Here is a 25,850-nt window from a genome sequence, read left to right as displayed (position 1 = left end):
GCCCCTTTTCGTTGCCAGCCGAGCAACCGCATATCATCCCACCGACCAAGCCACTGATTTAAAACATATTAACCAGTCACATCACGGATCTTGGCGAGCCGTCACAGAACGGTGACGTGTAAAAAAACAGCAATTGAAGCGCTGGTCAGATCTCATGTCAAATGGCTCCGCCTACTAAACTGGAGCATCACAAAAATGATAAAAATCAATAAATTGGTTCTGGCTGTTACCCTCACCCTCACTGCCACCCCCTTGCTGGCCGCCCACTGGGAGTGCGGCGAGCACGTGCGCTTCGGCCTGCCCTCCGAATCGGATCAGAAGCTCTGCCGTGAAGGGTATGCCGTCGGCTACAACTACGACTACAAGGTAGCGGACTGGGTCTCCTACCGGATGACCGCCCAGAGCGCACAGGGCACAGTGCCGCGCAAGGATGCCTTCGCCGAGGACAGGGAGATCCCGGTTGCCTACCGCGCCACCCTCTCCGATTACAAGGGCTCGGGCTACGACCGTGGCCATCAGGCCCCGGCTGGGGACATGAAATCGAACAAGAACACCATGAAAGAGAGCTTCCTGCTGAGCAACATGACGCCGCAGATCGGGGTGCTCAACCAGAAGGCGTGGCGCGTGCTGGAGGACAAGGTGAACAAGTGGGCGGTCTCCCGCAAGGATGTGCAGGTGATCACCGGCCCCATCTTTACCGGCTCTGAAGAGTCCATCGGTCAGGGTGTGGCGATCCCGAGCGCCTACTACAAGATCGTGATGGACCCGGCCAGACTGCAGGCCATCGCCTTTATCATGCCGCAGGAAGAGGTGCCCATCAGCCAGATCGCCGACTACCGGGTCTCGGTACGCGAGGTGGAAGAGCAGACCCAGCTCAACTTCTTCAGCGATATGCCCGAAGAGCAGCAAGAGACGCTGGAAACCCGCATCTCCCCGATGTGGAACTGACCGCGAACACTCGCCAACAGATGGATTGACACCCCATCTATCTTGAATCGCGAGAGATAGAGGGAGGGGCCAGCGCCCCTCCCAGCAGGGGGAGTCACGCTCCCCCTGCCCTTTTCAGATGGCAGCTGACCCGTTGCGGCCACTTTTGCGGCCACAGGTGTGGCATCACCCGACGACTCGCCCCGACTCACAGTTTGCCGCACCGTTAACTGGTATATTGCCCCCTCTTTGGCACTAACAGACTGAATTGACGCACATTTGCCTCGTCGCATCGGCCCGCAAACCGCTGCGCCACGGCGCGATTCAGCCCGACAGAGGACCTTTTGATGAAACAGACCCTTCTTGCCCTCACCCTCGGCGGCCTGCTCGCGCTCTCGCCCCTCACCCTGCAAGCGGCCGAGAGTTCGATGCAGATGGAGCACGACCTCAATACCCTGGTCAGCAAACGCCAGGCGGTGGACATGCTGCTCGGCGAAGCGCTGCAGATCTACAAGTCGCCAGCCAAGATCTCCCACGCCGGTTTTACCGCCAAGATGCCGAGCAATATGGAGCTGGTGACCGAGCGGCTGCTGGCCGCCTACCAGCTGGAACCCTACCGCACCGACCTGCTCATCTCGGCGGCCAACGCCCAGATCTACAACGGCAACCTGAGCCGCGCCATCACCTTGCTGGAGCAGGCGCAGGCCGTCGCCCCCGATGATCTCGACATCAACAGCTATCTCGCCATCTGGCAGCTGGTGAAGGGCAACAAGGATGCCTCCCGCAGCTATCTGGCGAAAGTGGCGGATCGCAACAGTGGCCGCGCCGCCGATCTGGAGGAGATCATCGCCCGGGTGCAGCGGATCACCGCCGCCCCGCTGCAAACCGAACTGACCGGGGATCAGGTCAAGGCCAGCAGGGAGGGCAAACGCGCCATCGTCACCCTGGGCTACGCCCTCAATCCCGACGGCAGCATGGACAAGATCTTGCTGGGCCGTCTGCAAACCACCCTTGAGCTGGCCAAGGCCGACCCGGAAGCGCTGATCATCCTGACCGGCGGCGTGCCCCAGAACCGCCAGACCGAGGGCAAGCTGATGGCTGACTGGCTGGCCAACCACGGCATCGATCGCAGCCGCCTGATTGAAGAGAACTACGCCACCAGCACGGTGGATAACGCCCTCTACAGCGCCTATGCCCTCGCCCGCCACCAGATTGACTATGCGGTGCTTGTAAGCTCCGCCAGCCATGTACGCCGCGGCCAGACGGTGCTGGAAATCGCCTGCGACCAGATTGGCCCGGCCAACATCAAGGTGGCGAGCGTCAGCTACCCCGACAAGCCCCTCGAGGAGCTGGCCACCCCGAGCGAGAGCGAGCTGCTCGGCATCTACCGCGACGCCCTGCGCACCTACGGCATGTGGAGCTACCGCTCCGCCCCGCTGATCGAGCGTTGATCGGCCATCAAAACGAAAAAGAGAGGGAGGCGTGATGCCTCCCTCTCTTTTTATTGATCGATGATTGGCCAAGCCGAGCCCGTTAGCTGACGATAAAGCCCTGCGAGGGGGCTGCTTTGGGATCATCACCGAAGCGGTTTGGCCCCTGCTGACCGTTGCAAACCATAAAGTAGATAAGCACCAGGGTGCCGATAATGGGGATGAGCCCGAGCAGCAGCCACCAGCCGCTGCGGTCGGTATCGTGCAGACGACGGGCCGCCACCGCCAGCGATGGCAGCAGCACAGCCAGCGAATAGATGGAGCTTATCAGCTCCTTGTCGCCGCCGATCAGCTTGTCCACCATGCCGAGCAGCAGCATGACGATGACGTTGCACAGCACGAACATCCAGTATTCGGTGCGACGGGCCCGCCCGCTGAATACCGCATATTGCTTGAGGACCGAGATATACCAGTTCATTGCGCCTCCTGAGTGGCCTTTATGCCTATGAATAAAAAGAGAGTCGATAAAACAAGTAGTTAAGAGCTTAGCGCGATCATCCCCCCGAGTCGACAATGATGCCCGAACGCCTCCCAAACTAATCAGCTGCGGCAATCATTGACCGACCGAGCCGGAAGAGAATTTGCCCTGCAACAGGGCAAATCTCCCCCATCAGCGCATCACTCTCGTCACAAGCAGGAAAATGGTGCTTAATAATCCATTAGCAATCGTATGGACTCAGCGTGAGGATAGCGGTAGATTCGGCGCCCAATCCTGAACAGGATCTGTGTCTCCCTCCCATAATGAATCCACTTATTCATTACTTCTCCTAACACAGGGATAGCCATGAGTATTACACGCAGAGATTTTCTCAACGGCGTTGCCATCACCATTGCGGCAGGCGTCGCCCCCATCAATCTGCTCAAGGCTGCCGAAGGCGGCAGCACGCTGGCGGATAAAACCCTGGCCTACCCGCCCGCCCTCACCGGCCTGCGCGGTAACCACCCGGGCTCTTTCGAACCGGCCCACAGCATCGCCCGTGACGGCAAGCAGTATGATTTTGCCAATATTCCCCTTGAGGGGGAGTACGATCTGGTGATCGTCGGCGCCGGGATCAGCGGCCTGGCCGCCGCCTGCTTCTATCAGCAACTGCTCGGCGCGGATAAGAAGATCCTGCTACTCGACAACCACGATGACTTTGGCGGCCACGCCAAGCGCAACGAGTTCACCACCCCCGATGGCCTGCGTCTGGGTTACGGCGGCAGTGAATCCCTGCAATCACCGCGTTCGGTCTACAGCCCGGTTGCGCTCGGTCTGCTCAAGGCGCTGGAGGTCAACATCGACGAGCTGGCCGCCGGTTTCCAGCAGACCTTCTATCCGGATCTGGGGCTCAGCCGCGGCGTCTATTTCGACGAGAAACATTTTGGCGTCAACAAGATAGTGAACGGGGATCCGGGCCACAACGTGGCGGACGATATCCCGCGCGATCGCCTGAACGGTCGGCCGCTGGCAGAGTTTATCGGTGACTTCCCCCTCGATGATGCCGACAAGGCCGCCCTGTTGGCCCTGCACGAATCGAAGATCGACTACCTGAGCGGCATGACCCGTGAGCAGCAGGATGAGTGGGTGACTCGCAACAGCTACACCACCTTCCTGCGCGATAAAGTGGGCCTGAGCGAGCGGGCGATCACTTACTTCCAGCAGCGCACCAACGACTTCCAGGCGGTCGGCATCGACGCCACCGCCTGCGCCGATGCGCGCCTCTGCGCATTGCCGGGGTTCGACGGCCTCAATCTGACGCCGCTGGATGCCGAGGAGCAGGCGGAGCTGGACGACCCCTACATCTTCCACTTCCCCGATGGCAACGCCGGTCTCACCCGCCTGATGGTGCGCAAGCTCATTCCGCAGGTGGCGCCGGGTCACACCATGCAGGATGTGGTGCTGGCCAAGTTTGACTACAGCAAGCTCGACCTGCCTGAGCACAAGGTGCAACTGCGCCTTGGCAGCACGGCGCTACAGGCCAAAAACGTGCGCCTCGCCGACGGCAAGCTGGCGGTGGATGTCACCTACATCAAGGAGGGGAAACTGCACCGGGTGCGGGCCAAGCAGTCGATCATGGCTGGCTACAACATGATGATCCCCTACATGGTGCCCGAGATGCCGGAGCCCCAGAAGGAGGCGCTGCGCCAGAATGCCAAGGCGCCGCTGGTCTACACCAAGGTGGTGATCAAGAACTGGCAAGCCTTCGTCAAGCTGGGGGTGCACGAGGTCTACTCCCCTGCCGCCCCCTACAGCCGGGTCAAGCTCGACTATCCGGTCAGAATGGGTGGCTACGAGCATCCCAAGAGCCCGGATCAGCCCATGTGCCTGCACATGGTCTATGTGCCGACCCTGCCGGGCAGCGGCCTCTCGGCCCGCGAGCAGTCCCGCAAGGGGCGCGCCATGATCCTCGGCATGCCGTTCGAGCAGCATGAACAGATGATCCGCGAACAGTTGCAGGGGATGCTCGGCAGCGCCGGTTTCAACCATGAGCAGGACATCCTCGCCATCACGGTCAACCGCTGGTCTCACGGCTACTCCTATGTCACCAACACCCTGTTTGATGACGAAGCGCAGTGCGAAAAATGGATTGAACTGGGTCGCCAGCCGATCGGCAACATCACCATCGCCAACTCGGATGCAGGCTGGAGCCCCTACGCCCACGCCGCCATCGACGAAGCGTGGCGCGCCGTCAACGAGCTGGTTGCCATGAGCAAGGGAGGTGCCCAATGAACCGCGCCCTGTCACTGACCGCCAGCGCCCTGTTGCTGGCCCTGCCCGCCCTTGCCGCCAACGCAACCCCCGCCATGTCGGCGGGGGAATACGTGGCCAAGCTCGGCGATTGCGCCGCCTGTCACACCAGCGAAACCAGCAAGCCGCTGGCGGGCGGCAAAGGGTTCCCGACCCCCATCGGTACCGTATTTGCCACTAACATCACCCCCGACAAGACCCACGGTATCGGCAACTACAGCCTGCCGGAGTTCATCAAGGTGATGCGTGAAGGGGTGGCCCGCGATGGCCATCGCCTCTATCCGGCCATGCCCTACACCGCCTACGCCAAGATGAGCGATAAGGATCTCGAAGATCTCTATCACTATCTGATGAAGGAGGTGCAACCGCTGGCCATTGCCAACAAGGAGAGCGACATCCCCTGGCCCCTCAACATGCGCTGGCCGCTGATGGGCTGGAACTGGGTCTACCACGATGACAGCCGCTTCACCCCGGTCGCAGGCAAAAGCGAAGAGTGGAACCGTGGCGCCTATCTGGTGCAGGGTGCCGGCCACTGCGGCAGCTGCCACACCCCACGCGGATTGGGGATGCAGGAGAAAGCGCTGACCGAGGCGGATCCCGTCTACCTGAGCGGTGCCGCGCTGGATGGCTGGTATGCCCCCGACATTCGCGGCAGCCGTTACAGCAAGCAGGCGCTGATCGACCTGCTGAAAACCGGCCGCAGCCAGCATGAAGCGGTCGCGGGCCCCATGGGGGAAGTGATCACTCACAGCAGCCAGTATTTCAGCGACGCCGATCTGGCCAGCATCGCCACCTATCTGACCGATCTGAAAGATGAACAGGTGGCGGAGAAAGGGGCCCGCGCCTACGCCAGTGCCAGCGGCAAGGCGGACTACGCCATGTACTGCTCCACCTGTCACGGGGTCAACGGCCAGGGCAATGACCACGTCATTCCATCGCTGGTGAACAACCGCACCGTGCTGGCGAGCGATCCGTCGAGCCTGATCAATGTGCTGCTGCACGGTGCCGAGACCCCGGTCACCCACGGCCATCTGGGTTACCACATGCCGGGCTATGGCTGGACCATGGATGACGAGCGGCTCGCCGAGCTGGTCAACACCCTGCGCGCCTCCTGGGGCAATGAAGGCACCGCCGTCAAGGCGGCGGCGGTCAAGGCCCAGCGCGAGCTGCACGGCAAGGAGTAAGGGCTGTCAGCTCTCTCTTGGCCAAGTGCCATAAAAACGGGCCTCCACTGGAGGCCCGTTTGCTATTGATGAACCACGTTCCGGTGCTTATCCCTTGCGGGATTTGGGCCCCGGCAGCGGCGCCGTTGGCTGGCGGTAATCGCCATAGGGGAAGATATTGCGAAACCGCTGGGCCACCGGTTCGGGGATGGAGCGGGAGAAGATCAGCTTCACGCCATCGCCATCACGCTGCCCCACGATGCGACCGCGCACCGTGTCGTGGCGCAAGATCTGCTTGGCATGCTCAATAAAGGCGGGTGACACCTTGCCCTGCTTGACCACCACCTTGCCGGGGGCAAGGCGGATCTCGAACAGGGCACCACGCCCCAGCTTCATCAACCACCAGATCAGGGCTATCGCCACTATCAAGGAAATCCAGGCCATCTTCATCCCTCCCAAGCTCTTGATATCAGGCAGTATAAGCGGCCGTGCGCTCCGATTGTTTGGCGTCGATCACAGCCCCCGCGTCAGCGCAATAGCGCCTCTTTGCTCAGCAATCCTTGCCCCAGCCCACCAGCGTCTCGCGATAGAGCGCCAGCAAGGCGTCATCGCGCACCGACACCCCGACCTGCTGCGGACGATAGGCTGCCCAGTCATCGTGGGAGTGGCGCTTGCCATCGAACTTTTGCAGGGTATGACCGATGGCCGGGCCACTGTTGATCACCCGCACCGGCCCCTCGCGCAGGGTAAAGAGGGTCGGATCGATCACATAGGCGATGGCGGACGGATCGTGAACGTGGCAACCGGAGAGCCCCAGCTTCTCGGAGTAGAAGCGCAGGTAGAAGCGGCTGACATCCCACAGGAAGCGGCCCGGCTCCCCCGCCTTGTCCCTGAGTTCATCCAGATAGGCGCTGCTGAAGAAGCTCTGCTGGGTCACATCCAGCCCGATGATCACCACAGGCCAGTCGGCGGTAAAGACCCGGTCGGCGGCATCGGGATCGTCGTGGATATTGGCTTCGGCATAGGGGGTGACGTTGCCGCGATGGCCGTTGACGCCAAAGGCGCCCCCCATCACCACCACCTGTTTCACCAGCGAGACAATCTCGGGCGCCTGTTGTAGCGCCAGCGCCAGATTGGTCAGCGGGCCGATAGTGACAAGGGTGATCTCCCCCGGCGCGGCTTTCACCGCCTCGACAATATATTGCCAAGCGGGGCGGGGATCCGGAGCGATAGTCACCTCCCCCGCCTCCATGTCGCCAAAGCCGCTCGGGCCGTGGACAATGGTGGTAGGGCCGACCGGCTCGCGCAGTAGCGGGGCGGCAGCGCCTTTGGCCACATCCGCCTTCATGCCGTACTTCTGCTTGAGCCAGAGGGCGTTGCGGGTGCCATTGTCGATGGTGGCGTTACCAAAAACTGTGGTGATGGCGAGCAGCTCGATGGCGGGGTGGGCCTCGGCAAACAGGATGGCCATGGCATCGTCGATACCCGGGTCGGTATCCAGAATGATTTTATGGGTCATGAGAAATTCCTACGGTGACAAACCCTGCGACAAAAGGGAGAGTCTACCCGGCTGACGCCCCCGTATCCCGGCATGGGATCACAGACCGGGCCTTTGCTCCCGGCAGCGGGGGCGCTGCTGGCGACAATCTGCACAAAAAACGGCGCGGCCCTGTTGCCAGCGCCGCGCCCTTTATCGTTGTTCGTTATCTGCTATCTGGCAGTGATCTGCCTTACTCCGCCCCTCAGTGCTTGCGATGCCAGCGCGGTGAGGTCGCCTTCTCCCCCCAGGGGGTGACGCAGGGGAGCAGCGCCCCTTCAATCACCATCTCGCTGCCTGCCAGCGCCTCGGCGATCTTCTGGTGCAGCACCCGCAGTACCTTGCCCTCGTGCTCGGCCAGAGAGTGGCCCGCGGCAAAGAATTCCGGCTGATATTGCAGTGCCAGCTTCTGGGCGAATTCGTAGGTGTTGAAGCAATCCGGCATCCGCTCAACCACATCTTCAAGCCGGGCCAACAAGCTGTTCAGTTCCCTGGTCATAGTGCTCTCTCCGTGTAGGTTAATAGCCAAAAACTACCCCTTATTAGATAAGTCACCAACGAGCAAACCACAAAAGTGTGGGGAGACACACAGTTCTCTCTTGCGTCCGGCTCATGGTGAACGGCAGACAGCTTGCCAGCTTTACATTCCGGTAACAAACAGCTAGATTTAGACCGACTAATCAGTCGGTCATTTTTCATGCGGAGAACAACATGGGTGCGGCGCAGCTTCAACACACTCCTGAGGATATCCTCGCCATCAAATTGTCCCTGCCGGATCAGTTGGCACGGCTCAAGCGGGCGAGTCTGGCTCACCCCATGCCAACCCTGGCCGAGCGCCGGGCGCAGCTGACCAAACTCAAGCAGGCGTTGCTCGCCCACAAGGGGCAGCTGTGCAAGGCGCTGGCAGCAGATTATGGCCAGCGCAGCCACTATGACAGCCTGATCGCTGATGTGCTGCCCTGCATCATGCAGATCAACTACACCCAGAAGCGGCTCAAGCGCTGGATGCAGCCCCACCGCCGCCACACCGGCCTGCTGCTGGCCCCCGCCAAAGTAGAGGTGCACTTCCAGCCGCTCGGGGTGGTCGGCATTATCGTGCCGTGGAACTTTCCGGTGATGCTGAGCCTTGGCCCCCTCATCACCGCCATCGCGGCGGGCAACCGGGCGATGCTGAAACTCTCCGAGTTCACTCCCCATACCAATGCCGTGCTGCGCACCATGCTCACCAGCGTATTTGACGAAAACGAGATCGCCATCATCGAAGGGGATGCCCAGATGGCGGCGGCGTTCAGCTCACTGCCGTTCGATCACCTGCTCTTTACCGGCTCCACCATGGTGGGCAAGCTGGTGATGGCTGCCGCCGCGCCCCAGCTTACCCCCCTCACCCTTGAGCTGGGAGGCAAGAGCCCCTGTCTCATCGCCCCCGACATGCCGGTCGCCACCGCGGTCGAGCGGATGATCTTCGGCAAGAGCCTCAACGCTGGGCAGATCTGCGTCGCCCCCGACTATGTGCTGCTGCCCCGCAGCGAGGTGGATAACTTTATCGCCGCCTATCGCCGCCACTTCAGTAAGCTCTACCCGCAGGGGCTCAATAGTGCTGACTACGGCGCCATCATCAACGACCGCCAGTATCAGCGCCTCGTCAGCTGGCTGGATGAAGCCGAGCAGGCGGGAGCCCAGCTCCACCCCTGTGGCAGCCCTGCCCGCGACGATCAGCGTCGCCTGCTGGTGCCCCACCTGCTGACCGGGGTGCCCCATCATTGTCAGGTGATGCAGCAGGAGATCTTCGGGCCGCTGCTGCCACTTATCCCCTACGACACTCTGGAGGAGGCGCTCGCCTATGTTGCCGAGCGGCCCCGCCCGCTGGCCCTCTATCTGATGAGCTTCGACCCCGAGCTGCAGGCGCGGGTGACCCGGGAGACTCACTCCGGCGGCATGGCGATCAACGAGAGCCTGTTTCAGGTGGCGGCCGACGATGTGCCGTTTGGCGGCATCGGCGCCTCCGGCATGGGCCACTACCACGGCCACGAGGGGTTTCTTACCTTCTCCAAGGCGAAAACCGTGCTGACCCGCGGCAAGTTCACCACCGGGTCCCTGATCCATCCGCCCTACCACAGCTGGATCCAGAAGCTGATGATGGCCTTCTTCCTGCGATGATGGAGATGACCATGAACCAGGCTATCCCGCAGCCACAAACCATGACCGACAAGCGCCGCCAGATCCTGGATGCCGCCCTCGCCCTCTGCGCCGAAGATGGCCTGCAGGGGGCTGCCACCGCCCGTATCGCCAAGGCGGCCGGGGTGGCCAACGGCACTCTGTTCCACCACTTTCCGAGCAAGGAGGCGCTGATCCTCGCCCTCTATCAGGATGTAAAGACCCGGATGGGGGGCGCCATCCATGAAGCAGATCCCACCCTGCCGCTGTACGACCAGACCCGCCACTACTGGCAACAGGCGATGGGGTGGATGCTGGCTAACCCTAATGAGCTCAAATTTGTGCTGGGTTTCTTTCACTCTCCGCTGCTGGCCAGACCGGCCCGCAGCCAGATCCTGAACGATGCCCTGCGCTTTCTGCCTGCCCTGCTGGCAAAGGGGCAGGCCAGCGGCGAGCTGATGCAGGCACCCGCGCCACTGTTGCTGGAGGTGTGTCAGGGCCAGTTCCTCGCCTGCGCATCACTGTTTGTCGATCAACCGGAGCTGGGAGAAGACGGCTACTGGCAAGCCAGTGCCTTTGCCCTCTTCTGGTCAGCCATCTCAGGAGCCAACCCCTATGACAACTCCGACCGTTGAATCTCTGGCCGCACTTGGCCGCAGCCTCTGGATCACCACACTGCTCTGGGTGGTGGGTCGTACCCTCTGCCGCGCCGCCCGCACCGACGAGGCAGTACGCCGTGAATTGGCGCCGTTGCCGGACGGGTTGGCTATTCGCCTCGAAGTAGGCGGCATCGGCTACGCCATGAACATGCACAAGCAGGGTGGGCGCTGGTATCCCGGCGCGCCAGTCGCCCCTCATGCCACCATCCATCCGCTGCGGGTGCGCTTCAAGCATCCCAATATCGCCTTTCGCGCCCTGAGTTTTCGGCTCGGGGTCAATCAGGCATTTGGCGAAAACCGGCTGCTGGTGGAGGGAGACCTGACCGTTGCCATGCATCTGGTGCGGGGGCTTGAGCAGTTGCAGTCCCTGATCCTGCCCGCCTTTATCGCGCGGCCTCTGCTGCGCCACTATCCCGCCCCGACCAACAAGATCGGCCGGGCCTGCAACATCTATCTGGGTCTGGTGACCGGCTAACGCGCAAGGAGCCTTGAAATGAGCCGCTATTACGATTTTTTCTGCCCGGTCAAACTGCTGGCCGGTGAACAGGCGCTGGAGCAGCTGGCCAGCGAGCTGGCCAGCCTCGGGGCCCATCGCCCGCTGTTGCTGACCGACAAGGGGGTCAATGCCACCGGCCTTGCCACCCTGCTGGCCAATGTGCTGGCCGAGGGGGAGCTGCCGGTCGCCGCCATCTGGGACGAGATCCCGGCCGACTCTTCCACCGCCGTGGTGGAGCGGATCGCCAAACGCTATCGCGAGCTCGACTGCGACAGTCTGGTGGCGCTGGGGGGCGGCTCGGTCATCGACACCGCCAAGGCAGTCAACATTCTCACTTCCATGGGGGGGGATCATCTGCTCGACTACTCGGGCGCCGGTTGCCTAACCCGTCCCCTCAAGCCGCTGGCGGTGGTGCCCACCACGGCGGGCACAGGATCAGAAGTGACATTGGTTGCAGTGATCAAGGATGAGGCGAGCGGGCGCAAGGTGCCCTTCACCTCCCCCTTCCTGCTGCCCCAGCTGGCGGTGCTCGACCCGCGCCTGACCCAGGGACTGCCCCTCAATATCACCGCCGCTACCGCCATGGACGCCATGACCCACGCCATCGAGGCCTTTATCGGTACCGCCAAGAACCCGGTGAGCGATGCGCTGGCCCTGATGGCAGTGGAGAAGATCGCCAGCGCCCTGCCGCAAATCATCCACGACCCGCAAAACAAGCAGCTGCGGCTGCAACTGGCGGAAGGCTCCACGCTGGCTGGCATGGCTTTTTCCAACTCCATGGTGGGGCTGGTGCACGCCCTCGGCCACAGTCTGGGAGCGCGCTGCCATCTGCCCCACGGGCTATGCATGAACCTCTTTTTGCCGACCGTGCTCGACTACAACCGCCCCGAGGTGGATAGCGAGTTGGCCCGGCTGCTGTTGCCGCTGGTGGGGGCAGAGCGCTTTGCCGCCACCCCGGCCCATCAGCGGGCGGAGGCGACCATCACAGCCATTCGCACCCTGCGCGACACCTTGTGGCAAGCGGTCAAGCTGCCGCGCACCATGAGCGAGGCAGGGGTAAGCGATCGCTCGCTACTGACCGAGATCCGCGATCTGGCGGTCAACGACGGTGCCATGCTGTTCAATCGCAAGGACGCCGACCGTGAGCAGTTACTCACCCTGCTGGAGCGAGCCTGGGCCTAGTGGCTAATCGGCCGCAACCTCACAAATAAACTGGAATGGCGCATCAGGATGGTGCGCCAACAATGAAAAGAGTTGATCAAAATCCTCTTGGTTCTTTTTGCTCGCGTGGTTGTGGCTATACCAAATAGCCCCCGTATCCCCCATCCACAATGAGATTCTCTTGGCCAACAACAGCCGAATTTTTCTATTTTTACCTGCCGTTTCAAACTGAACCTTGAGTTCAGGGTTGGATGCATCAGAAATCGCAATCTGCCGCTGATCTGGGCTGTTCTGACTTTGAGCCAACACCTTCCGGGTAACTTTCAACATTACCGTGTCCATTTTTACCTCTTCCGAACTTGCTGATTATTGCCACATCGATTCGTGCCAAGATAAAAGCCAGAGAGCAAGAGCTGGCTCAATAATCCTGATAACAATCGATACATCATCCACTATCTGTTCTATACCTTGGCTAACAGTTATGTTGTGCCGAGAGACCCAACTTTATGCCAGAGGTGCCCACCATGAGCGACATCATCCATCAGGCCAACCAGCAGCAGTTCATCTGTATGGTGGAGGGGAAAGAGTCGAGACTGCGCTACCGGCGGCTCGATGCCAAGACCATCGACGCCTACAGCACCTTCGTGCCCCCCGAGCTGCGGGTGCAGGGGATTGCCGATCAGCTGGCACGCGCCTTCTTCAACTGGACTCAGGCGGAGGGGCTCACTATAGTGCCGAGCTGCCGCTACATTGATGTCTGGTTACGCCGCAATGCCAACAACTGAACCTCTGAACTCCGCCCTCGAACAGCAATTCCAAGCCAAAACAGAAGCCCTGCTGCGGGCCGATCCGCAGCGGATGGCCTGCCTGCAAGCCGCGGCCGAGCTCAATCTGCCCGACTGGGCGCTGGGGGCCGGTTTTATCCGCAACCTCATCTGGGATCACCTTCACCACAAGGCGGTGCCCACCCCGCTCAACGATATCGACCTTATCTATCTCGATAAAAGCGACCCGCAAGGGCTGGCCGAAGCGGAGCACGAAGCTTGGCTCGCCAAACGCCTGCCCGGCCAGCAGTGGGAAGTACGCAATCAGGCTCGCATGCACACTCGCCAGCTGGTAGCGCCGTTTGCCAGCAGCCTTGAGGCGCTCAGCCACTGGGTCGAGGTGCCCACCTGCATCGGCGTACGCCTCACCCGAGATGGCGAGTTCGAGTGGCTCGCCCCCTACGGCTTTACCATCAACTGGTCGCTGCAAGTGAGTGCCAACCCCAGATGTCGTCAGGACAAACAGATTTTTACCCAGCGCATCAAGGAGAAACGCTGGCAGGCTATCTGGCCTGACCTTCAGGTAAACTGGCCATAACCTGATTGCAATCTTTCGATAACCTTGGGCACACTAGGGGAAAAGCTGGTTGTAACTCAATGGGTTAAATAATGCGCGACTTCTTCTCTCTCGAACGCTGGCTACCGGGCCTCGCCGCCCTGCTGCATTACCAGCGCGCCTGGTTGATGCCAGATCTTCGCGCCGGACTCTCGGTGGCGGCCGTGGCGCTGCCCGTCGCCATCGCCTATGCCGAGCTTGCCGGGGTGGGTGCCATCGTCGGTCTCTACTCCTGCATCCTGCCCATGCTGGTCTACGCCCTGTTTGGCACCTCCCGCCAGCTGATTGTCGGCCCCGATGCCGCCACCTGTGCGGTCATCGCCGCCGTGGTGACGCCGCTAGCCGCAGGCGACCCCACCCGTCACTGGCAACTGGTGATGACCATGACCGCCATGACCGGCTTCTGGTGCCTGATTGCCAGCCGCTTCAAGCTGGGAGTGCTGGCGGACTTTCTCTCCCGCCCGATCCTGATGGGGCTGCTCAATGGTGTGGCCATCACCATCATGGTGGGCCAGCTCTCCAAGATCTTCGGCTTCACTTTCAGCGAACGTTACCTCATCGAGCGGATCGCCAGCGGGGCCACCTATATCACCCAGACCCATCTGCCCACTCTGGCCATGAGTCTGGTAGCCCTGCTCACCTTGCTGCTGGCCAAGCGCTACAAACCGGCATGGCCCTCCTCCATGGTGGCCATGGTGGTGACCGCTGCGCTGGTGTGGGGCTTTAATCTCGGCCAGTTTGATATCGCCACCCTGGGGACGGTGGGCTCCGGCCTGCCCGCGTTCCAGATGCCGGAATTTCCCCCCGGTCTGATGCGGGAGCTGGTGCTGCCTGCCCTTAACCTGGCCATGGTGAGCTTCGTCTCCATGATGCTGACCGCTCGCAGCTTTGCAGCCAAAAACGGTTATGAGATAGACGCGGACAAGGAGTTTCGAGCCCTCGGTATGGCGAACCTCGCCTCGGCGGTCTCGCAAGGCTTTGCCATCAGCGGCGCGGATTCACGCACCGCGGTCAACGATGCCAACGGCGGCAAGAGCCAGCTGGTCTCCATCATCGCCGCGGCGGTGATCGCCCTCATCACCTTCTATCTGACTGCGCCGCTCAAATATATTCCCACCGCCGCCCTCGGGGTGGTACTGGTGATGGCCTCCCTGTCGCTCACCGATTTTCGCGGTCTTTGGGCCCTGCGCCACTCCGATCGCTCCGCCTTCTGGCTGGCGCTGGTCACCTTTATCAGCGTGCTTACCATGGGGGTAATCCCGGGGATCACCCTTGCCGTGTTGCTGGGGCTGTTCCAGTTCCTGCGCAATGTGATGCGTCCCACCGACCAGCTGCTTGGCATGGATGACGAGGGGGTGGTACGTACCCTGGGGGACAACGAACAGGCCAAGGCGATCCCGGGTATTCTGGTCTATCGCTTCAACTCGCCGCTCACCTACTTCAACGCCCCCTACTTCAAGCGGCGGGTGCTGGCCCTGCTGGTGCAGGATCCCCGAGCCCCCAAGTGTCTGGTGATCGATGCGGTCGCCTGCTTCACCCATCAGGACATCAGCGTGATGAGCATGGTGGGAGAGCTGCACAAAGAGCTGAAACGGCGCGGCATCCATATGGTGATGGCGGGTCGCCACGGCCAGATGACTCACTGGTTAAAGCAGGCAGGCGTGCGGGTGGGCGATGAGGGGATCATCCTCTGCCCCGACATGTATCAGGCGCTGCGCCTGACCCGCTGCTACCGCGAGCCGGTGTTCAAGGATGATGCGGTGGTGGAGAGCACCACAGATGCCATCCGCTCGAATTGGCCGCAGGATGATGCCCTGCCCGACTCGGCTCGCCTCACCCTGCCAAGCGAACAGGAGGCGGGCGCCACGCCTGCCTGACCCCTTGGCCTGCTCCCCTGGCCGGTGCAATCCTGTACAAGGATTGCACCGGCCAGGGCCTTGGTGTTAAATGCGCCCCCAGAGGGCACTCCCCCGTGCCCTCCCAGCTGTTGGACATGCCATGCAATCTCAATCCCACGCAGGCCCGGGTACCCTCTTTGCGCTGACCTGGCCGCTCTTTATCGATCTCGCCCTGCACTTTCTGACCGGCGCCCTCAACACCTTCATGGTGGGTCACGTCTCCTATCAGGGAGTGGCCGCGCTGGCGGTCGGCAATCAGGTGTTCGATCTCGCCATCACATTGTTCAGCTTCGTCAGCATCGGCACCAGCGTGGTGATCACCCAGTATCTGGGGGCGGGCGATCGGGAGAAAAGTCGGGTGGTGATCCACACCGCCATCGGCTTCAACCTGCTGATCGGTCTGGTGGCCGCCATCGGCGTGATGGCGGGGGCCAGCACCATGCTGGCGCTGATGAACCTGCCTGCCAATCTGATGAGCGACGGGACGCTTTACTTGCAGATCATCGGTCTCTGCCTGTTACCGGAGGCCGCGGCCCTCTGTCTGGCTGCCACCCTGCGCGCTCACGGCCACACCCGTCAGGCGATGTATGTGACCCTCATCGTCAACCTCATCACCTTCGTCGGCAACCTGCTGCTGCTCTACGGCTGGTTCGGCCTGCCCCAGCTTGGCGTCGCCGGTGTCGCCATCAGCACAGTTGCCGGGCGACTGATCGGCGTGGTGCTGCTGGTGTGGCTGGTCGCCCGCAAGACCGGCATTCGGCTGGTGGTGCGCGATATCGTCCACCCCAGTCGGGAGATGCTGGGCAAGGTGCTCCATATCGGCCTGCCTGCGGCAGGAGAGAACCTCTCCTGGATGCTGCAGTTTATGGTGGTGACAGCCTTTGTCGGACTGCTGGGTGACAAGGCGCTGGCAACCCAGTCCTACTTCTTTCAGATCTGCCTGTTTATCCTGCTGTTTGGCCTCTCCATCGGCCTTGGCAACGAGATCATCATCGGTCATCTGGCAGGTGCCAGGCAGTTCGATCGCGCCTATCAACAGCTGCTCAAAAGCCTCAAGCTGGGGCTGGCAGTCACCTGCGTCATCGCCGTGGCGGCAGCCCTCAATGGCCGTACCATCATCAGCCTCTTTACCGATGATGCCGACATCATCACTCAGGTGGCGCAACTGTTTCTTATCAGCCTTATCCTCGAACCCGGCCGCACCTTCAATCTGGTGGTGATCAATGCCCTGCGGGCCACCGGGGATGCCCGTTTCCCCCTCTACATGGCGTTGCTCTCCATGTGGGGAATTGCCGTGCCACTCTCCTATTTCCTCGGTATCATGCAGGGTTATGGACTGGTCGGTATCTGGCTGGCGCTGGCCTGCGACGAGTGGGTGCGCGGTCTGGCCATGTTCTGGCGCTGGCGCAGTCGTCGCTGGCAAAACAAAATTCTTGTTGAAACAAAAGCGGAATCACAATGAAGAAGATAGGACTCTTGCTGGCTGCCATCCTGCTCAGCCCCCTGGCCATGGCGCAAACTGCCCCTGCCGCTCCCAAGGCTCAAGCCACCCAGACCTGGTATGTGGCCCCCATCGCCATCGATGAAACCAGCGACGCCCAGAAGGCTCTGACCAAGGACTTCATGGCCCAGATGATCAAGACCATCAAGATCAACGAGTACCAGACCGGCAAGGCGGTGGGCAACACCAAAAAGCCCAAGTGGCTGATCCGCACCAAGCTGATCCCCGCCAGCAACGAGCCGCTGGTCGGCAAGAAGCACCCGCAGGGTCTCACCTACGGCAAGGGCAATCCGACCCAGGAGATCGTCGGCGAGCTGTTGATGAACGGCACCCTAGTGGCCCACATCGGCCAGGGCTGGCGCGAGCCTATCGTCCCGGGCACGCCGGTGGCCGAAAAGCTCTCCATCGCCAACTATCGCTACGCCATCGGGGATCAGGCCAAGTCGGCGGATCTGGAGGAGCTGGCGGCCCAGATTGGCTTTGAAGCGGGCAAGGTGATCCACCGCGATGGCAAGCCGCTGCCCGAGAAGAAAAAGAAAAAAGAGCAGGCGGACGAAGATAAAGAGTAACGTTGCCTGCATCCATAAAAAGGGGCCACTCGGCCCCTTTTTTGATCCTGCACCCTCACGCCAACACTGCACCTGTTGTGACTTGTCGCACAGTTTGGCTCACCATTCAGATTGATAAATCACTTATCTTGTTTTGATTCAACAAGTTATAAATATCCCGCCGAATACTCCAAATCATTGCCCCCAAATCCGATCAGGATCACATTTATCCCCGGCACTAAGGGGTAGCTTTGGTCTTACAGGCACAATCAAACGAAACCAAGGAGGCTCCATTACATGTTCCCAGAGTACAGAGAACTCATCTCGAAACTGAAGAGCAGTGATGTCCATTTCCAGAAGAAGTTTGACTTGCACAACGACCTGGATGCGGAGATTAGAAAGTTGGAAAAGCATCACGCCAGCGACTATAGCGCCGAGGTGAGAGATCTGAAAAAACAGAAACTCAAACTGAAAGAGGAGATATACGACATCCTCAAACAACATCCACAATAGATGCCTCGAAGAATATGCGGATAAGCAATTTATCCCCTAGCCCGGCCCACGCGCCGGGCTTTTTGTTGTTTCAGTCAATTAGTTGACACCCGAGCCTACCGATCTTGCCGGTAGTTTGTTACATTTTTCCCTTGGAATTCAGGGAATAACGGTGATGATAACATGAGCAGAAAACGATCTTTTTATCATCTCTTGCTGCTTTGCCTGTTCGCATTGAGCCATCCCCTGCAGGCTCAGGAGCCTGAACTGGAGCTGTGGCACTCCCAGCAGGCCGGTTACGTGATCGACGACGTGATCGCCCGCTTCAATCAGGAGGGGAACCACAGAGTACGGGTCACCCAGATTGAGCCGGGCAAGATCAAGGCGGATCTCCTGCTGGCAGCTCAGGCCAAGGGGCTGCCCGATCTGATGCTGATCCCCTCCGATTTTATCGGCCTCTATCGCCAGATGACCCTCGCTCCCCTCCCGGCCGAGTGGTTTTCCCCCTCATTGATGGCCAGTGCCTTGCGTTATGTCACCCTGGATCGGCAACGCTGGGGCATGCCCATGATGCAGGGCAACCATCTGATGCTGTTTTACAACAAGGCGCTGGTCTCGACTCCGGTGACCCAATGGCAGCAACTGACAGCTATCACCCCGGCCCTCAAGGTCAAGGGGGTCTACCCCGTCAGCTGGCCCTATCACGACATGTACTACTTCGCCGCCTTTTTACACACCTTTGGCGGCTCGCCGGTGACCGAAGGGCGCATCACCCTCGACAGCCCAGCCATGGTGCAGGCGCTGGAGGCCTACCGCACCGTCGCCAGCGAACAGTGGGTCGATCCCGAGTGCGACTATGACACCGCCCTCGCCCGCTTCAATGAGGGCAAGAGCGCCTACCTCATCAATGGGGACTGGGCGTTCAATGATCTGGTGAAGAACATGGGGGATAAGCTGGGCGTCGCCCTGCTGCCCCGCTGGCAAAGCCATCCCATGCACTCCATGAGCGGCGCCTACGTGTTGGGAGCCTCCCGCTGGGCGATGGACGATGAGGATCGGCAACCCGTCATCAAGGCACTGATGGACTTTATCCAGCGTCAGGATATTCAGCAGTTCATCTATCATCAGGGGGCGCTGCTGCCGGTCAATCAGCAGGCATTCGCCGCCATCAGCCGCCATCCCACGCCTCAGGAAAAAGTGCTGCTGGAGCAGTTCACCCTCAGTACCCCCATGCCCTCCGACAGCGCCATGTCCATCGCCTGGCAAGCGATGGAGAAAGGGTTCGAGCGCTTTAAAGAGGGGATCAGTGCCGCCGACACCGCCCGCTATATGCAGCAGCTGGCTGATCAGCAGTACCGGCAGGTCAAAACACCATGAAACATCGCACCTTTCGGCTCGGCCCGACCCTCATCATCATCCTGTTCACCGTCGCCCTGCTGCCGGCGCTGCTGGCCAGCACAGTGTTGCTGATCCGCCAGCACCAGATCATCGCCCAGAGCGAGCAGTCACAGCTGGAGCGAGCCCTCACCAGCATGACCCGAGAGGCCCGCTTTCGCAGCGAGCTGATCGGCACCCAGATCAATCAACTCAGTCAGGATCGGGTGCTCCATCAGGCCCTCGACAACTTTCTCTTCTCCAGCCATGCCCGGCTGGCGCTGGCCACCTTTGTCAAATCCAACAGCCTGCTCACCTCGGCCTACCTCATCGATGACAAGGGGTTGGTGGTGGAATACATCAATGGTCAGGCCTCCCACCTCGAGTCGAGCAACCTGATGCCGCAGCTGATGGCCTGGGGCAAGACCCGCGAGGCAAAACAGGGCAAGCATCTGCTGCTGCCCGTCGATGATCCCGTGCTGGTCGACGACATGGAGCAAAACCGCAGCCGCGGGCTGGCGCTGGTAGCCCCCATCTATCGCAACCACCAGCGCGCTGGGGTGATGCAGACCCCTTCCGGCTTCGTGATGGCCATTCTCCCCTGGCGACAGATGGCCCAGTTGCTGGAAACCTATCTCAAGGGGAGCGAATATTTGGTGATCTCCCAGGGCGAGAACCGTCTCTACGAAGGGGCTCACCAGAACGCCATAGATGACAGGGAGCCAAGCAAGTTGGCGCAGCCCCTGGCCATTGGCTGGCCCCAGCTGGAGCAGGAGATCACCCCTACCATCACCCTCTACAGCTACAGCAATGACAGGGTCAGCGAGCTCAATAAATCCCAGCAGTTGCTGACCGTCAGCATCGCCGTCATGTTGCTGCTGGTGGCCATCGGCTGCATCTGGCTCACCCGCTGGTTCACCCGACCGCTGCGCTCGCTGGCCGCGCTGGTGCGCAGCTATGGCAAGGGCAACTACCAGCAACGGCAGGCACCGCTGCGCTTTGTGGAGTACGACGAGGTGCGCCAGTTGCTGCAGGATATGGCCAGCACCATCTCGGATCAGGTGCGGGCGCTCTATCAGCAAAATGAACAGCTGCAGCAGGCCAATAGCGAGAAAGAGGCCTTCAACCAGCGGCTGCTCGGCTTCAACGACGAACTGGAGCAAGAGGTTGCCTCGCAAACGACCGCCCTGCGCTCGGCCCTGAGCCGGGAGGAGCGTAGCCGCCATATCCTGCAATCCTGGCTGCAGTTCGGTCTGCACCAGCAGCTGGATATCGATATTGCCGAGCTGGCCAGCTCCGCCCTGCTGCAACTCTCGCAGCTCTATCCCGGCCACCGCTGGGGACTGGTGATCCGTCGCGATGGCCAGCCCCACTACTCCCTGACCCAGGGGGTCGATTCCCCCTTGCGGGATGCCCTGCAGGAGAAACTGACTCAACTGATGGATGAGGAGGTCAAACACTCCGAATGCCAGTGGGATAACGCACTCTGGAAGATCATGACCCTGCCCGGTAGCCAGAGCGGCGTGCTGTTTGGCTATCTGATGGTGAGCGCCGAAGGGCTGGAGTCCGAAGACAGGGCCATCTTGCGGCTGTTTGCCAAGCAGTTGGCGGTGGGCATCGAGGGGCGCCTCTTCACCGACGAGCTGGCGCGGGTCGCCCGCACCGACAACCTCACCGGGCTGCCCAACCGGCAGGCGTTCGAAGAGACCTTCCACCACTATCAAGCGGTGCTGGCACGCCATCCCGAACGTCACCTCGCCCTCTTCATGCTCGATCTCAACGGCCTCAAGCGTACCAACGACCAGTATGGGCACGAGGCTGGCGACGCCCTGCTGATCCAGATGGCTCGCCAGCTGCGCACCCTCTGCCGTCAGGATGAGAAGATTTTCCGCATCGGCGGCGACGAGTTCGTCTTGCTGGCGGAGGCAGATCACCTCGCCAGCCAGCTGCTGGCAGGCAGATTGGAGGCAAGCCAGCAGCACGCCATCGTGCAGCATGGGGAGCATAGCTTCCCGCTGCGTTTTGCCATCGGCTGGAGCAGCAGCGACCAGACCCCCCTGGCGGAGCTGAGCCGGGTAGCTGACGATGCCATGTATGCCAATAAGGCGCGCTTCTATCAGGGGCAGCGATAAAAAGCGGAGGCCTCTGGCGTTGGCGAGCCTTTCGCCAACGCCCTGATCAGCTCGCAAAAATGGCGCACAACGCTAGACGCGGCGCGGACCATGACTAAGATAGGGGCTCTTGATGTCTCGATTTGGAAGGGAGTAGGAAATGGAGTTAGTACTTGGCCCGCTGGAAGCCCGCGTCATCGGCTGTCTGATTGAAAAAGAGATCTGCACCCCAGATCAATATCCCCTCTCCCTTAATGCACTGGTCAACGCCTGCAACCAGAAGAGCAACCGCGAGCCGGTGCTGGAGCTCTCCGAGCTCGATATCCGCGCCGTGGTGGACGAGCTGATCCGCAAGCGGCTGGTGGTCAACACTGCAGGCTTCAACGCCCGGGTGCCCCGCTATCAGCACAGATTCTGCAACACCGAATTTGGCGAGCTGAAATTCAGTGCCCAGGAGCTCGGCATCGTCTGCGAACTGCTGCTGCGCGGCCCGCAAACCCCGGGGGAGCTGCGCTCCCGTACCAACCGCCTCTGCAGCTTCGATGATGTCACCGAGGTGGATGCGGTGCTGACCCAGCTCATCGAGCGTGGACCCTACGTGGTCAAGCTGCCGCGCGAGCCGGGCAAGCGCGAATCCCGCTACGTTCACCTGTTTAGCGGCGAAGTGGATATTCAGGCGATGATGGATGCTGCCCCCGCCGCGGCCTATGCCTCCCCTGCCGCCGACCGCCTGAGCGAGCTGGAGCAGGAGGTGAGCGAGCTCAAGAGTCGTCTCGCCGCCATGGAAGCACGGCTGGCTGCGCTGGATGGTCAGGGCTGATCGCCTTTATCATCGCCAATCTCTATCAGGGAGCCGGGGCTGATGTCCCCGGCTCCCTGCGTTTTTTTATCGTGAGGAAGTGCCCGTGATCACCCTGATTAAAGAGTCTGACCACCAGAAGATGCCCTGGAAAAACCAGCAGGGCACCACCAGCCAGATCCTCATCTCCCCCACGGGGAGCAGCCTTGCCAAACTCGATTTTGACTATCGACTGAGCTCGGCCCCCATCAAGAGCGCGGGTCCCTTCTCCCCCTTTCCCGGCTATCAGCGCATTTTGCTGCCGGTGAGCGGGGCAGGCTTTGTGCTCAACGGCCACCCCTACGCCACCTTCGAGGCGGCGCACTTTAGCGGCGATGAGGAGACCCACTGCGAGTTGCTGAAAAAAGAGGTGACCGATCTGGGACTTATCTACCATCCGGATCGCATCAGCGCCAACGTGCGGGTACTGAACCTCCCCTTCCCGCTGACCCTTACCCTCGAGCCAGAGAAGACCTACCTCTGTCACCTGCTGAGCGGCCAGCTGGCCGTGCAGGGCAAAGAGGTGGCCATCAACGAGACACTGGTGGTGACCGGTGAAGAGATCATTCACTTCGAATGCCAGAAGAAGACCGCCATCGCCTTCTTTACCCTGCAGGATGTTCTCAAATAGGATCTGCCGCGGTTAAAAATCACTCACGAATATTGAAAGTTATATATCTCGGAGTAATATGGGTCTCTCATGGCTTTTGTGATGAGAGATCCTATGCAATACACACTTGATGGATTCGAAACACCACCAGAACTCACCACTGAAGAAGAAAAAAGTAATCAACAACTACAGAAAAGAATTAGAGAGATTTTGAATGAATTTGGTTATGTTGAGGATAATAAATTAGTTAATGCCAAAACATTCAAATGCAGAGTTCCTTACGAGGATCTCTATGGGCTTAAAGCAATCAGTGCTTTTGTAATTAACCATCCAATTGATGGGTTAACTCGTATTGAGCCTCATCAGCAACAAGTTTCTGGCTCTGTAGACCGTAAATTTCCTTTCTTTTTACAAAGCGCAAACAAAGCCCCTGAACAAAATGTCATCATTTTGATTGAAGGCCAAGGCCATAAAAAAGCTGCATTTGAATGGCTAAAATCCGAGGCGAAAAAATGCGCGACCAAAAATGTCAAATGCTATGACTTGGCTGAGTTTTCACTCTGGCTCTAATTTGATTAACGTTTGGGTGCCCGCCCTCCACTGTCGAGGCATGCTTGCATTGTGTCATAAGGGATATAATGCTTGGTTCGGTTGTAATAAGTCCCCCCTTTCGGATGACATATACCACTACGACTTTTCTTTACCGGAGGTTCTGCTGCCAAGGCGATGGTACACACCAAGAGTAAACAACAACTGAGAACCAATTTTACTAATTGCATTTCCGTGTATCTTCCAGCGTCTTTAGAACAAAAACCTCGTCTGATGCCAGCCAATTCTGTCAGATATATAGCTCAATAGAAAAGCCGGGAAATCCCGGCTTTTCTATTGAGGCAACCGGCTCGTGCCGGTCAGCACCTTAGTTGACCTTGAAGGAGCCCTTCATCATGGCGAAGTGGCCGGGGAAGGAGCAGAAGAAGGTGAGATCCTTGCCCGCCAGACCGTCGGTCTTGAAGGTCACGCTGCTGCTCTCGCCGCCGCCGACCAGCTTGGTGTGAGCCAGCACACGAGGATCATCCTTGGGCAGATAACCGTTCTCGGCCCCGGCGCTCATCCCGGCAGTTGCCACGGTCTGATAGTCGGCGGTGCTGGCCAGCACCCAGTTGTGACCCATGGCGGTCACGGGCAGCTTGCCGGTGTGGTTCAGGGTGACCGTCACCTCCTTGCAGGTGGCCGGCACGCTCATCTCTTTGAGGTTGTACTGCATGGCATCATTGCCTTCGATGACCAGTGCACACTCATCCGCCAGCACGGGGGCAGCCAGGGTACTCAGAAACAGCAGGGTAATCGCCTTTTTCATCATCTTCTCCTTTGATTGGCAATGGATGGCAACGACTTGGCGGATGCGGTTAACGCTTCGCAAAGATGCCGTCTAAATCGACCTTCATTTTACTCAATTGTCTTCAATCGGCTATGGCTTTTGGCCAAAGCTGCGGGCCAGGTCACCAGACGGTGCTCTACTCGCCACTATCTCCCTCACGGATGGACGATACGGCGCTCGGCTGTCACAGGTTCAAAACTGTTTAATTTTTTCTGCTCTTTTCCCTCCGATTGCCCCTATCAGGGCTCGCCCGGCGGGCGCCCCTTGGCTAAGCTAGCGCCCCGATATGAACCTTCTCCAGATGAGAGCGCCGGATGAATGCGATAACCCCCGTGGCGGCCCTGCGCGGCCTGCTGCTGACCCTGCTGCTGGCGCTGGCCGGCTGCCAACCAACCCCGCCTGCCCAGACCCGTATTCAGGGCAAGACCATGGGCACCTACTATGTGGTGACCCTGAGCGATAGCTACCCCGGTGGGGAGCCCGCCCTCAAAAGTGACGTAGAAAGTTTGCTAGCCCGGATGAACAAGGAGATCTCCACCTACGATCCGGGTTCGCTCATCTCCCGTTTCAATCAGGGGCCAGCCAATACCCCGTTTGCCATCCCGCCCGCCATGGCCATCATAGTCCAGCAGGGGATGGATGCCGGTAAGCTGACCGACGGCAAGCTGGATGTGACCGTGGGGCCTCTGGTAAATCTGTGGGGCTTTGGCCCGGACAAACGGCCGGTCAAGCGGCCCGATGAGGCGGCCATCGCCGCCGCCCGCCACAAGGTGGGCATCGACAAGCTGACCCTGACCCCGCAAGGGGATCACTTCCTGCTCGAAAAAACGATCCCGGATCTCTATCTCGACCTCTCCACCCTTGGCGAGGGGGCCGCCTCTGACGAGATTGCCGCCCTGCTCGAAGGCAAGGGGGTACACAACTACCTGATCGAAGTGGCCGGTGCGGTGCGCAGCAAGGGCAACAACAGCAAGGGCTCGCCATGGAAAGTGGCCATCGTCGAACCATCCGATCAACCGGGAGCGTTTTCCGATATCGTCATCCCCAACGGTATGGCGCTCAGCACCGCGGGCAGCTATCGCAACTACTACGAGCTGGATGGCCAGCGTTACTCCCATATCATCGACCCCGCCACCGGCCAGCCGGTCACCCACAAGTTGGTTTCCGCCAGCGTCATCACCCCGACCGCGCTGGAGGCCGATGCTCTCGATACCGCGCTGATGGTGATGGGGCCTGAAGCGGGGTTGGCATTTGCCAAACAGCACCAGCTGGCGGTCTATCTCATCATCAAGACCGAACAGGGGTTCAAGGCCGAGTACACGCCGCAATTTGCTCCCTATCTGGCAGAGAAAAAACGGTGAGTTCAAGGCCCTGGCAACAGGGCCTTTTTCTTTCACTTGTCCCG

The 25,850-nt window shown here is 60.3% G+C and carries 27 protein-coding genes; 20 read left to right on the top strand and 7 right to left on the bottom strand.

The features are described from left to right. Positions 1–195 precede the first annotated feature (195 nt). Together AACT07_RS16825 and AACT07_RS16820 are read left to right on the top strand one after the other, a co-directional pair. Positions 196–948, top strand: coding sequence for a DNA/RNA non-specific endonuclease (locus tag AACT07_RS16825; protein ID WP_069529036.1), 753 nt, complete (start codon positions 196–198; stop codon positions 946–948). Positions 949–1,274: 326 nt separating this feature from the next. Beyond that, on the top strand, positions 1,275–2,378 hold the full coding sequence (locus tag AACT07_RS16820; protein ID WP_069529034.1) for a YdcF family protein: 1,104 nt from the start codon (positions 1,275–1,277) through the stop codon (positions 2,376–2,378). A gap of 82 nt (positions 2,379–2,460) precedes the next feature. On the opposite strand, the gene AACT07_RS16815 is transcribed toward AACT07_RS16820, so the two are convergent. Then, positions 2,461–2,835 (bottom strand): DUF805 domain-containing protein, encoded by a 375-nt coding sequence (locus AACT07_RS16815; protein ID WP_069529033.1) that lies wholly within the window; start codon positions 2,833–2,835, stop codon positions 2,461–2,463. A 366-nt stretch (positions 2,836–3,201) separates the two neighbouring features. Here AACT07_RS16815 and AACT07_RS16810 point away from each other — a divergent pair, with 366 nt between their 5' ends. Further along, positions 3,202–5,127, top strand: coding sequence for an NAD(P)-binding protein (locus AACT07_RS16810; RefSeq protein WP_069529031.1), 1,926 nt, complete (start codon positions 3,202–3,204; stop codon positions 5,125–5,127). Next, positions 5,124–6,329: a c-type cytochrome gene (locus tag AACT07_RS16805; RefSeq protein ID WP_069529029.1), complete on the top strand. Its 1,206-nt coding sequence runs from the start codon at positions 5,124–5,126 to the stop codon at positions 6,327–6,329. Before AACT07_RS16810 ends, AACT07_RS16805 begins: the two co-directional genes overlap by 4 nt. 87 nt (positions 6,330–6,416) lie before the next feature. Here the strand turns inward: AACT07_RS16805 and AACT07_RS16800 are convergent, their stop codons facing one another. From AACT07_RS16800 to AACT07_RS16790, 3 genes are all read right to left on the bottom strand, one after another. Beyond that, on the bottom strand, positions 6,417–6,752 hold the full coding sequence (locus AACT07_RS16800; RefSeq protein ID WP_005353195.1) for a DUF3634 family protein: 336 nt from the start codon (positions 6,750–6,752) through the stop codon (positions 6,417–6,419). A 106-nt stretch (positions 6,753–6,858) separates the two neighbouring features. Beyond that, positions 6,859–7,827, bottom strand: coding sequence for a nucleoside hydrolase (locus tag AACT07_RS16795; RefSeq protein ID WP_069529027.1), 969 nt, complete (start codon positions 7,825–7,827; stop codon positions 6,859–6,861). 223 nt (positions 7,828–8,050) lie between these two features. Further along, on the bottom strand, positions 8,051–8,344 hold the full coding sequence (locus AACT07_RS16790; RefSeq protein ID WP_005353197.1) for a hypothetical protein: 294 nt from the start codon (positions 8,342–8,344) through the stop codon (positions 8,051–8,053). Positions 8,345–8,556: 212 nt separating this feature from the next. Here AACT07_RS16790 and AACT07_RS16785 point away from each other — a divergent pair, with 212 nt between their 5' ends. Genes AACT07_RS16785 through AACT07_RS16770 form a run of 4 tightly spaced genes read left to right on the top strand, consistent with a single transcriptional unit; the run spans position 8,557 to position 12,336 of the window. Beyond that, positions 8,557–10,002, top strand: coding sequence for a coniferyl aldehyde dehydrogenase (locus tag AACT07_RS16785; RefSeq protein WP_069529025.1), 1,446 nt, complete (start codon positions 8,557–8,559; stop codon positions 10,000–10,002). A gap of 11 nt (positions 10,003–10,013) precedes the next feature. Next, entirely contained in the window at positions 10,014–10,634 is a 621-nt protein-coding gene (locus tag AACT07_RS16780; protein ID WP_069529076.1) for a TetR/AcrR family transcriptional regulator, read from the top strand. Next, complete coding sequence (locus AACT07_RS16775) at positions 10,615–11,133, top strand: hypothetical protein (RefSeq protein WP_005347224.1); 519 nt, start codon at positions 10,615–10,617, stop codon at positions 11,131–11,133. The genes AACT07_RS16780 and AACT07_RS16775 overlap by 20 nt, the downstream gene beginning before the upstream one ends. Positions 11,134–11,151: 18 nt before the next feature. Further along, positions 11,152–12,336, top strand: coding sequence for an iron-containing alcohol dehydrogenase (locus AACT07_RS16770; protein ID WP_069529023.1), 1,185 nt, complete (start codon positions 11,152–11,154; stop codon positions 12,334–12,336). A gap of 3 nt (positions 12,337–12,339) precedes the next feature. On the opposite strand, the gene AACT07_RS16765 is transcribed toward AACT07_RS16770, so the two are convergent. Next, positions 12,340–12,645 (bottom strand): hypothetical protein, encoded by a 306-nt coding sequence (locus AACT07_RS16765; protein WP_124928964.1) that lies wholly within the window; start codon positions 12,643–12,645, stop codon positions 12,340–12,342. 194 nt (positions 12,646–12,839) lie between these two features. Here AACT07_RS16765 and AACT07_RS16760 point away from each other — a divergent pair, with 194 nt between their 5' ends. From AACT07_RS16760 to AACT07_RS16710, 11 genes are all read left to right on the top strand, one after another. Further along, positions 12,840–13,100 (top strand): GNAT family N-acetyltransferase, encoded by a 261-nt coding sequence (locus AACT07_RS16760; protein ID WP_005337747.1) that lies wholly within the window; start codon positions 12,840–12,842, stop codon positions 13,098–13,100. Beyond that, positions 13,087–13,677, top strand: a complete 591-nt coding sequence (locus AACT07_RS16755) for a nucleotidyltransferase family protein (protein ID WP_058055884.1) — start codon at positions 13,087–13,089, stop codon at positions 13,675–13,677. Before AACT07_RS16760 ends, AACT07_RS16755 begins: the two co-directional genes overlap by 14 nt. Before the next feature lie 71 nt (positions 13,678–13,748). Continuing rightward, positions 13,749–15,572, top strand: a complete 1,824-nt coding sequence (locus tag AACT07_RS16750) for a SulP family inorganic anion transporter (RefSeq protein WP_021230679.1) — start codon at positions 13,749–13,751, stop codon at positions 15,570–15,572. Positions 15,573–15,693: 121 nt separating this feature from the next. Further along, a complete protein-coding gene (locus AACT07_RS16745) occupies positions 15,694–17,055 on the top strand; it encodes an MATE family efflux transporter (RefSeq protein WP_013723595.1) in 1,362 nt (453 codons plus the stop codon). Next, entirely contained in the window at positions 17,052–17,663 is a 612-nt protein-coding gene (locus tag AACT07_RS16740) for a hypothetical protein (protein WP_021230678.1), read from the top strand. The genes AACT07_RS16745 and AACT07_RS16740 overlap by 4 nt, the downstream gene beginning before the upstream one ends. A 276-nt stretch (positions 17,664–17,939) precedes the next feature. Continuing rightward, positions 17,940–18,155, top strand: coding sequence for a YdcH family protein (locus tag AACT07_RS16735; protein WP_005337763.1), 216 nt, complete (start codon positions 17,940–17,942; stop codon positions 18,153–18,155). A 162-nt stretch (positions 18,156–18,317) separates the two neighbouring features. Next, positions 18,318–19,511: a sugar ABC transporter substrate-binding protein gene (locus tag AACT07_RS16730; protein WP_069529017.1), complete on the top strand. Its 1,194-nt coding sequence runs from the start codon at positions 18,318–18,320 to the stop codon at positions 19,509–19,511. Next, positions 19,508–21,640 (top strand): diguanylate cyclase domain-containing protein, encoded by a 2,133-nt coding sequence (locus AACT07_RS16725; protein WP_069529015.1) that lies wholly within the window; start codon positions 19,508–19,510, stop codon positions 21,638–21,640. Before AACT07_RS16730 ends, AACT07_RS16725 begins: the two co-directional genes overlap by 4 nt. Positions 21,641–21,779: 139 nt before the next feature. Then, positions 21,780–22,439 (top strand): YceH family protein, encoded by a 660-nt coding sequence (locus AACT07_RS16720; protein WP_069529014.1) that lies wholly within the window; start codon positions 21,780–21,782, stop codon positions 22,437–22,439. An 85-nt stretch (positions 22,440–22,524) separates the two neighbouring features. Next, positions 22,525–23,088: a HutD family protein gene (locus tag AACT07_RS16715; protein WP_069529012.1), complete on the top strand. Its 564-nt coding sequence runs from the start codon at positions 22,525–22,527 to the stop codon at positions 23,086–23,088. A 93-nt stretch (positions 23,089–23,181) separates the two neighbouring features. Then, positions 23,182–23,637: a PD-(D/E)XK nuclease superfamily protein gene (locus AACT07_RS16710; protein WP_069529010.1), complete on the top strand. Its 456-nt coding sequence runs from the start codon at positions 23,182–23,184 to the stop codon at positions 23,635–23,637. 5 nt (positions 23,638–23,642) lie between these two features. Here the strand turns inward: AACT07_RS16710 and AACT07_RS16705 are convergent, their stop codons facing one another. Together AACT07_RS16705 and azu are read right to left on the bottom strand one after the other, a co-directional pair. Continuing rightward, positions 23,643–23,846, bottom strand: a complete 204-nt coding sequence (locus AACT07_RS16705) for a hypothetical protein (RefSeq protein ID WP_083249997.1) — start codon at positions 23,844–23,846, stop codon at positions 23,643–23,645. Between the two features lie 137 nt (positions 23,847–23,983). After that, on the bottom strand, positions 23,984–24,424 hold the full coding sequence (gene azu, locus AACT07_RS16700) for an azurin (RefSeq protein ID WP_069529009.1): 441 nt from the start codon (positions 24,422–24,424) through the stop codon (positions 23,984–23,986). Positions 24,425–24,759: 335 nt separating this feature from the next. Here azu and AACT07_RS16695 point away from each other — a divergent pair, with 335 nt between their 5' ends. Then, the gene (locus tag AACT07_RS16695) at positions 24,760–25,806 is read left to right on the top strand and encodes an FAD:protein FMN transferase (protein ID WP_069529007.1); all 1,047 of its coding nucleotides are present in this window, start codon (positions 24,760–24,762) and stop codon (positions 25,804–25,806) included. The last annotated feature ends 44 nt before the right edge of the window (positions 25,807–25,850 follow it).

This window comes from Aeromonas sp. ANP5 (assembly GCF_963870295.1).
Taxonomy (GTDB): domain Bacteria; phylum Pseudomonadota; class Gammaproteobacteria; order Enterobacterales; family Aeromonadaceae; genus Aeromonas; species Aeromonas veronii.
The sequence above is the reverse complement of the archived record's forward strand: the minus strand, read 5'-3'. Positions and strand labels throughout refer to the sequence as shown.

Excerpts from the sequence above, each read along its gene's own strand:
- AACT07_RS16825 (WP_069529036.1), top strand. The coding sequence starts at position 196 with ATGATAAAAATCAATAAATTGGTTCTGGCTGTTACCCTCACCCTCACT.
- AACT07_RS16820 (WP_069529034.1), top strand. The coding sequence starts at position 1,275 with ATGAAACAGACCCTTCTTGCCCTCACCCTCGGCGGCCTGCTCGCGCTC.
- AACT07_RS16815 (WP_069529033.1), bottom strand. The coding sequence starts at position 2,835 with ATGAACTGGTATATCTCGGTCCTCAAGCAATATGCGGTATTCAGCGGG.
- AACT07_RS16810 (WP_069529031.1), top strand. The coding sequence starts at position 3,202 with ATGAGTATTACACGCAGAGATTTTCTCAACGGCGTTGCCATCACCATT.
- AACT07_RS16805 (WP_069529029.1), top strand. The coding sequence starts at position 5,124 with ATGAACCGCGCCCTGTCACTGACCGCCAGCGCCCTGTTGCTGGCCCTG.
- AACT07_RS16800 (WP_005353195.1), bottom strand. The coding sequence starts at position 6,752 with ATGGCCTGGATTTCCTTGATAGTGGCGATAGCCCTGATCTGGTGGTTG.
- AACT07_RS16795 (WP_069529027.1), bottom strand. The coding sequence starts at position 7,827 with ATGACCCATAAAATCATTCTGGATACCGACCCGGGTATCGACGATGCC.
- AACT07_RS16790 (WP_005353197.1), bottom strand. The coding sequence starts at position 8,344 with ATGACCAGGGAACTGAACAGCTTGTTGGCCCGGCTTGAAGATGTGGTT.
- AACT07_RS16785 (WP_069529025.1), top strand. The coding sequence starts at position 8,557 with ATGGGTGCGGCGCAGCTTCAACACACTCCTGAGGATATCCTCGCCATC.
- AACT07_RS16780 (WP_069529076.1), top strand. The coding sequence starts at position 10,014 with ATGAACCAGGCTATCCCGCAGCCACAAACCATGACCGACAAGCGCCGC.
- AACT07_RS16775 (WP_005347224.1), top strand. The coding sequence starts at position 10,615 with ATGACAACTCCGACCGTTGAATCTCTGGCCGCACTTGGCCGCAGCCTC.
- AACT07_RS16770 (WP_069529023.1), top strand. The coding sequence starts at position 11,152 with ATGAGCCGCTATTACGATTTTTTCTGCCCGGTCAAACTGCTGGCCGGT.
- AACT07_RS16765 (WP_124928964.1), bottom strand. The coding sequence starts at position 12,645 with ATGTTGAAAGTTACCCGGAAGGTGTTGGCTCAAAGTCAGAACAGCCCA.
- AACT07_RS16760 (WP_005337747.1), top strand. The coding sequence starts at position 12,840 with ATGAGCGACATCATCCATCAGGCCAACCAGCAGCAGTTCATCTGTATG.
- AACT07_RS16755 (WP_058055884.1), top strand. The coding sequence starts at position 13,087 with ATGCCAACAACTGAACCTCTGAACTCCGCCCTCGAACAGCAATTCCAA.
- AACT07_RS16750 (WP_021230679.1), top strand. The coding sequence starts at position 13,749 with ATGCGCGACTTCTTCTCTCTCGAACGCTGGCTACCGGGCCTCGCCGCC.
- AACT07_RS16745 (WP_013723595.1), top strand. The coding sequence starts at position 15,694 with ATGCAATCTCAATCCCACGCAGGCCCGGGTACCCTCTTTGCGCTGACC.
- AACT07_RS16740 (WP_021230678.1), top strand. The coding sequence starts at position 17,052 with ATGAAGAAGATAGGACTCTTGCTGGCTGCCATCCTGCTCAGCCCCCTG.
- AACT07_RS16735 (WP_005337763.1), top strand. The coding sequence starts at position 17,940 with ATGTTCCCAGAGTACAGAGAACTCATCTCGAAACTGAAGAGCAGTGAT.
- AACT07_RS16730 (WP_069529017.1), top strand. The coding sequence starts at position 18,318 with ATGAGCAGAAAACGATCTTTTTATCATCTCTTGCTGCTTTGCCTGTTC.
- AACT07_RS16725 (WP_069529015.1), top strand. The coding sequence starts at position 19,508 with ATGAAACATCGCACCTTTCGGCTCGGCCCGACCCTCATCATCATCCTG.
- AACT07_RS16720 (WP_069529014.1), top strand. The coding sequence starts at position 21,780 with ATGGAGTTAGTACTTGGCCCGCTGGAAGCCCGCGTCATCGGCTGTCTG.
- AACT07_RS16710 (WP_069529010.1), top strand. The coding sequence starts at position 23,182 with ATGCAATACACACTTGATGGATTCGAAACACCACCAGAACTCACCACT.
- AACT07_RS16705 (WP_083249997.1), bottom strand. The coding sequence starts at position 23,846 with ATGCAATTAGTAAAATTGGTTCTCAGTTGTTGTTTACTCTTGGTGTGT.
- azu (WP_069529009.1), bottom strand. The coding sequence starts at position 24,424 with ATGAAAAAGGCGATTACCCTGCTGTTTCTGAGTACCCTGGCTGCCCCC.
- AACT07_RS16695 (WP_069529007.1), top strand. The coding sequence starts at position 24,760 with ATGAATGCGATAACCCCCGTGGCGGCCCTGCGCGGCCTGCTGCTGACC.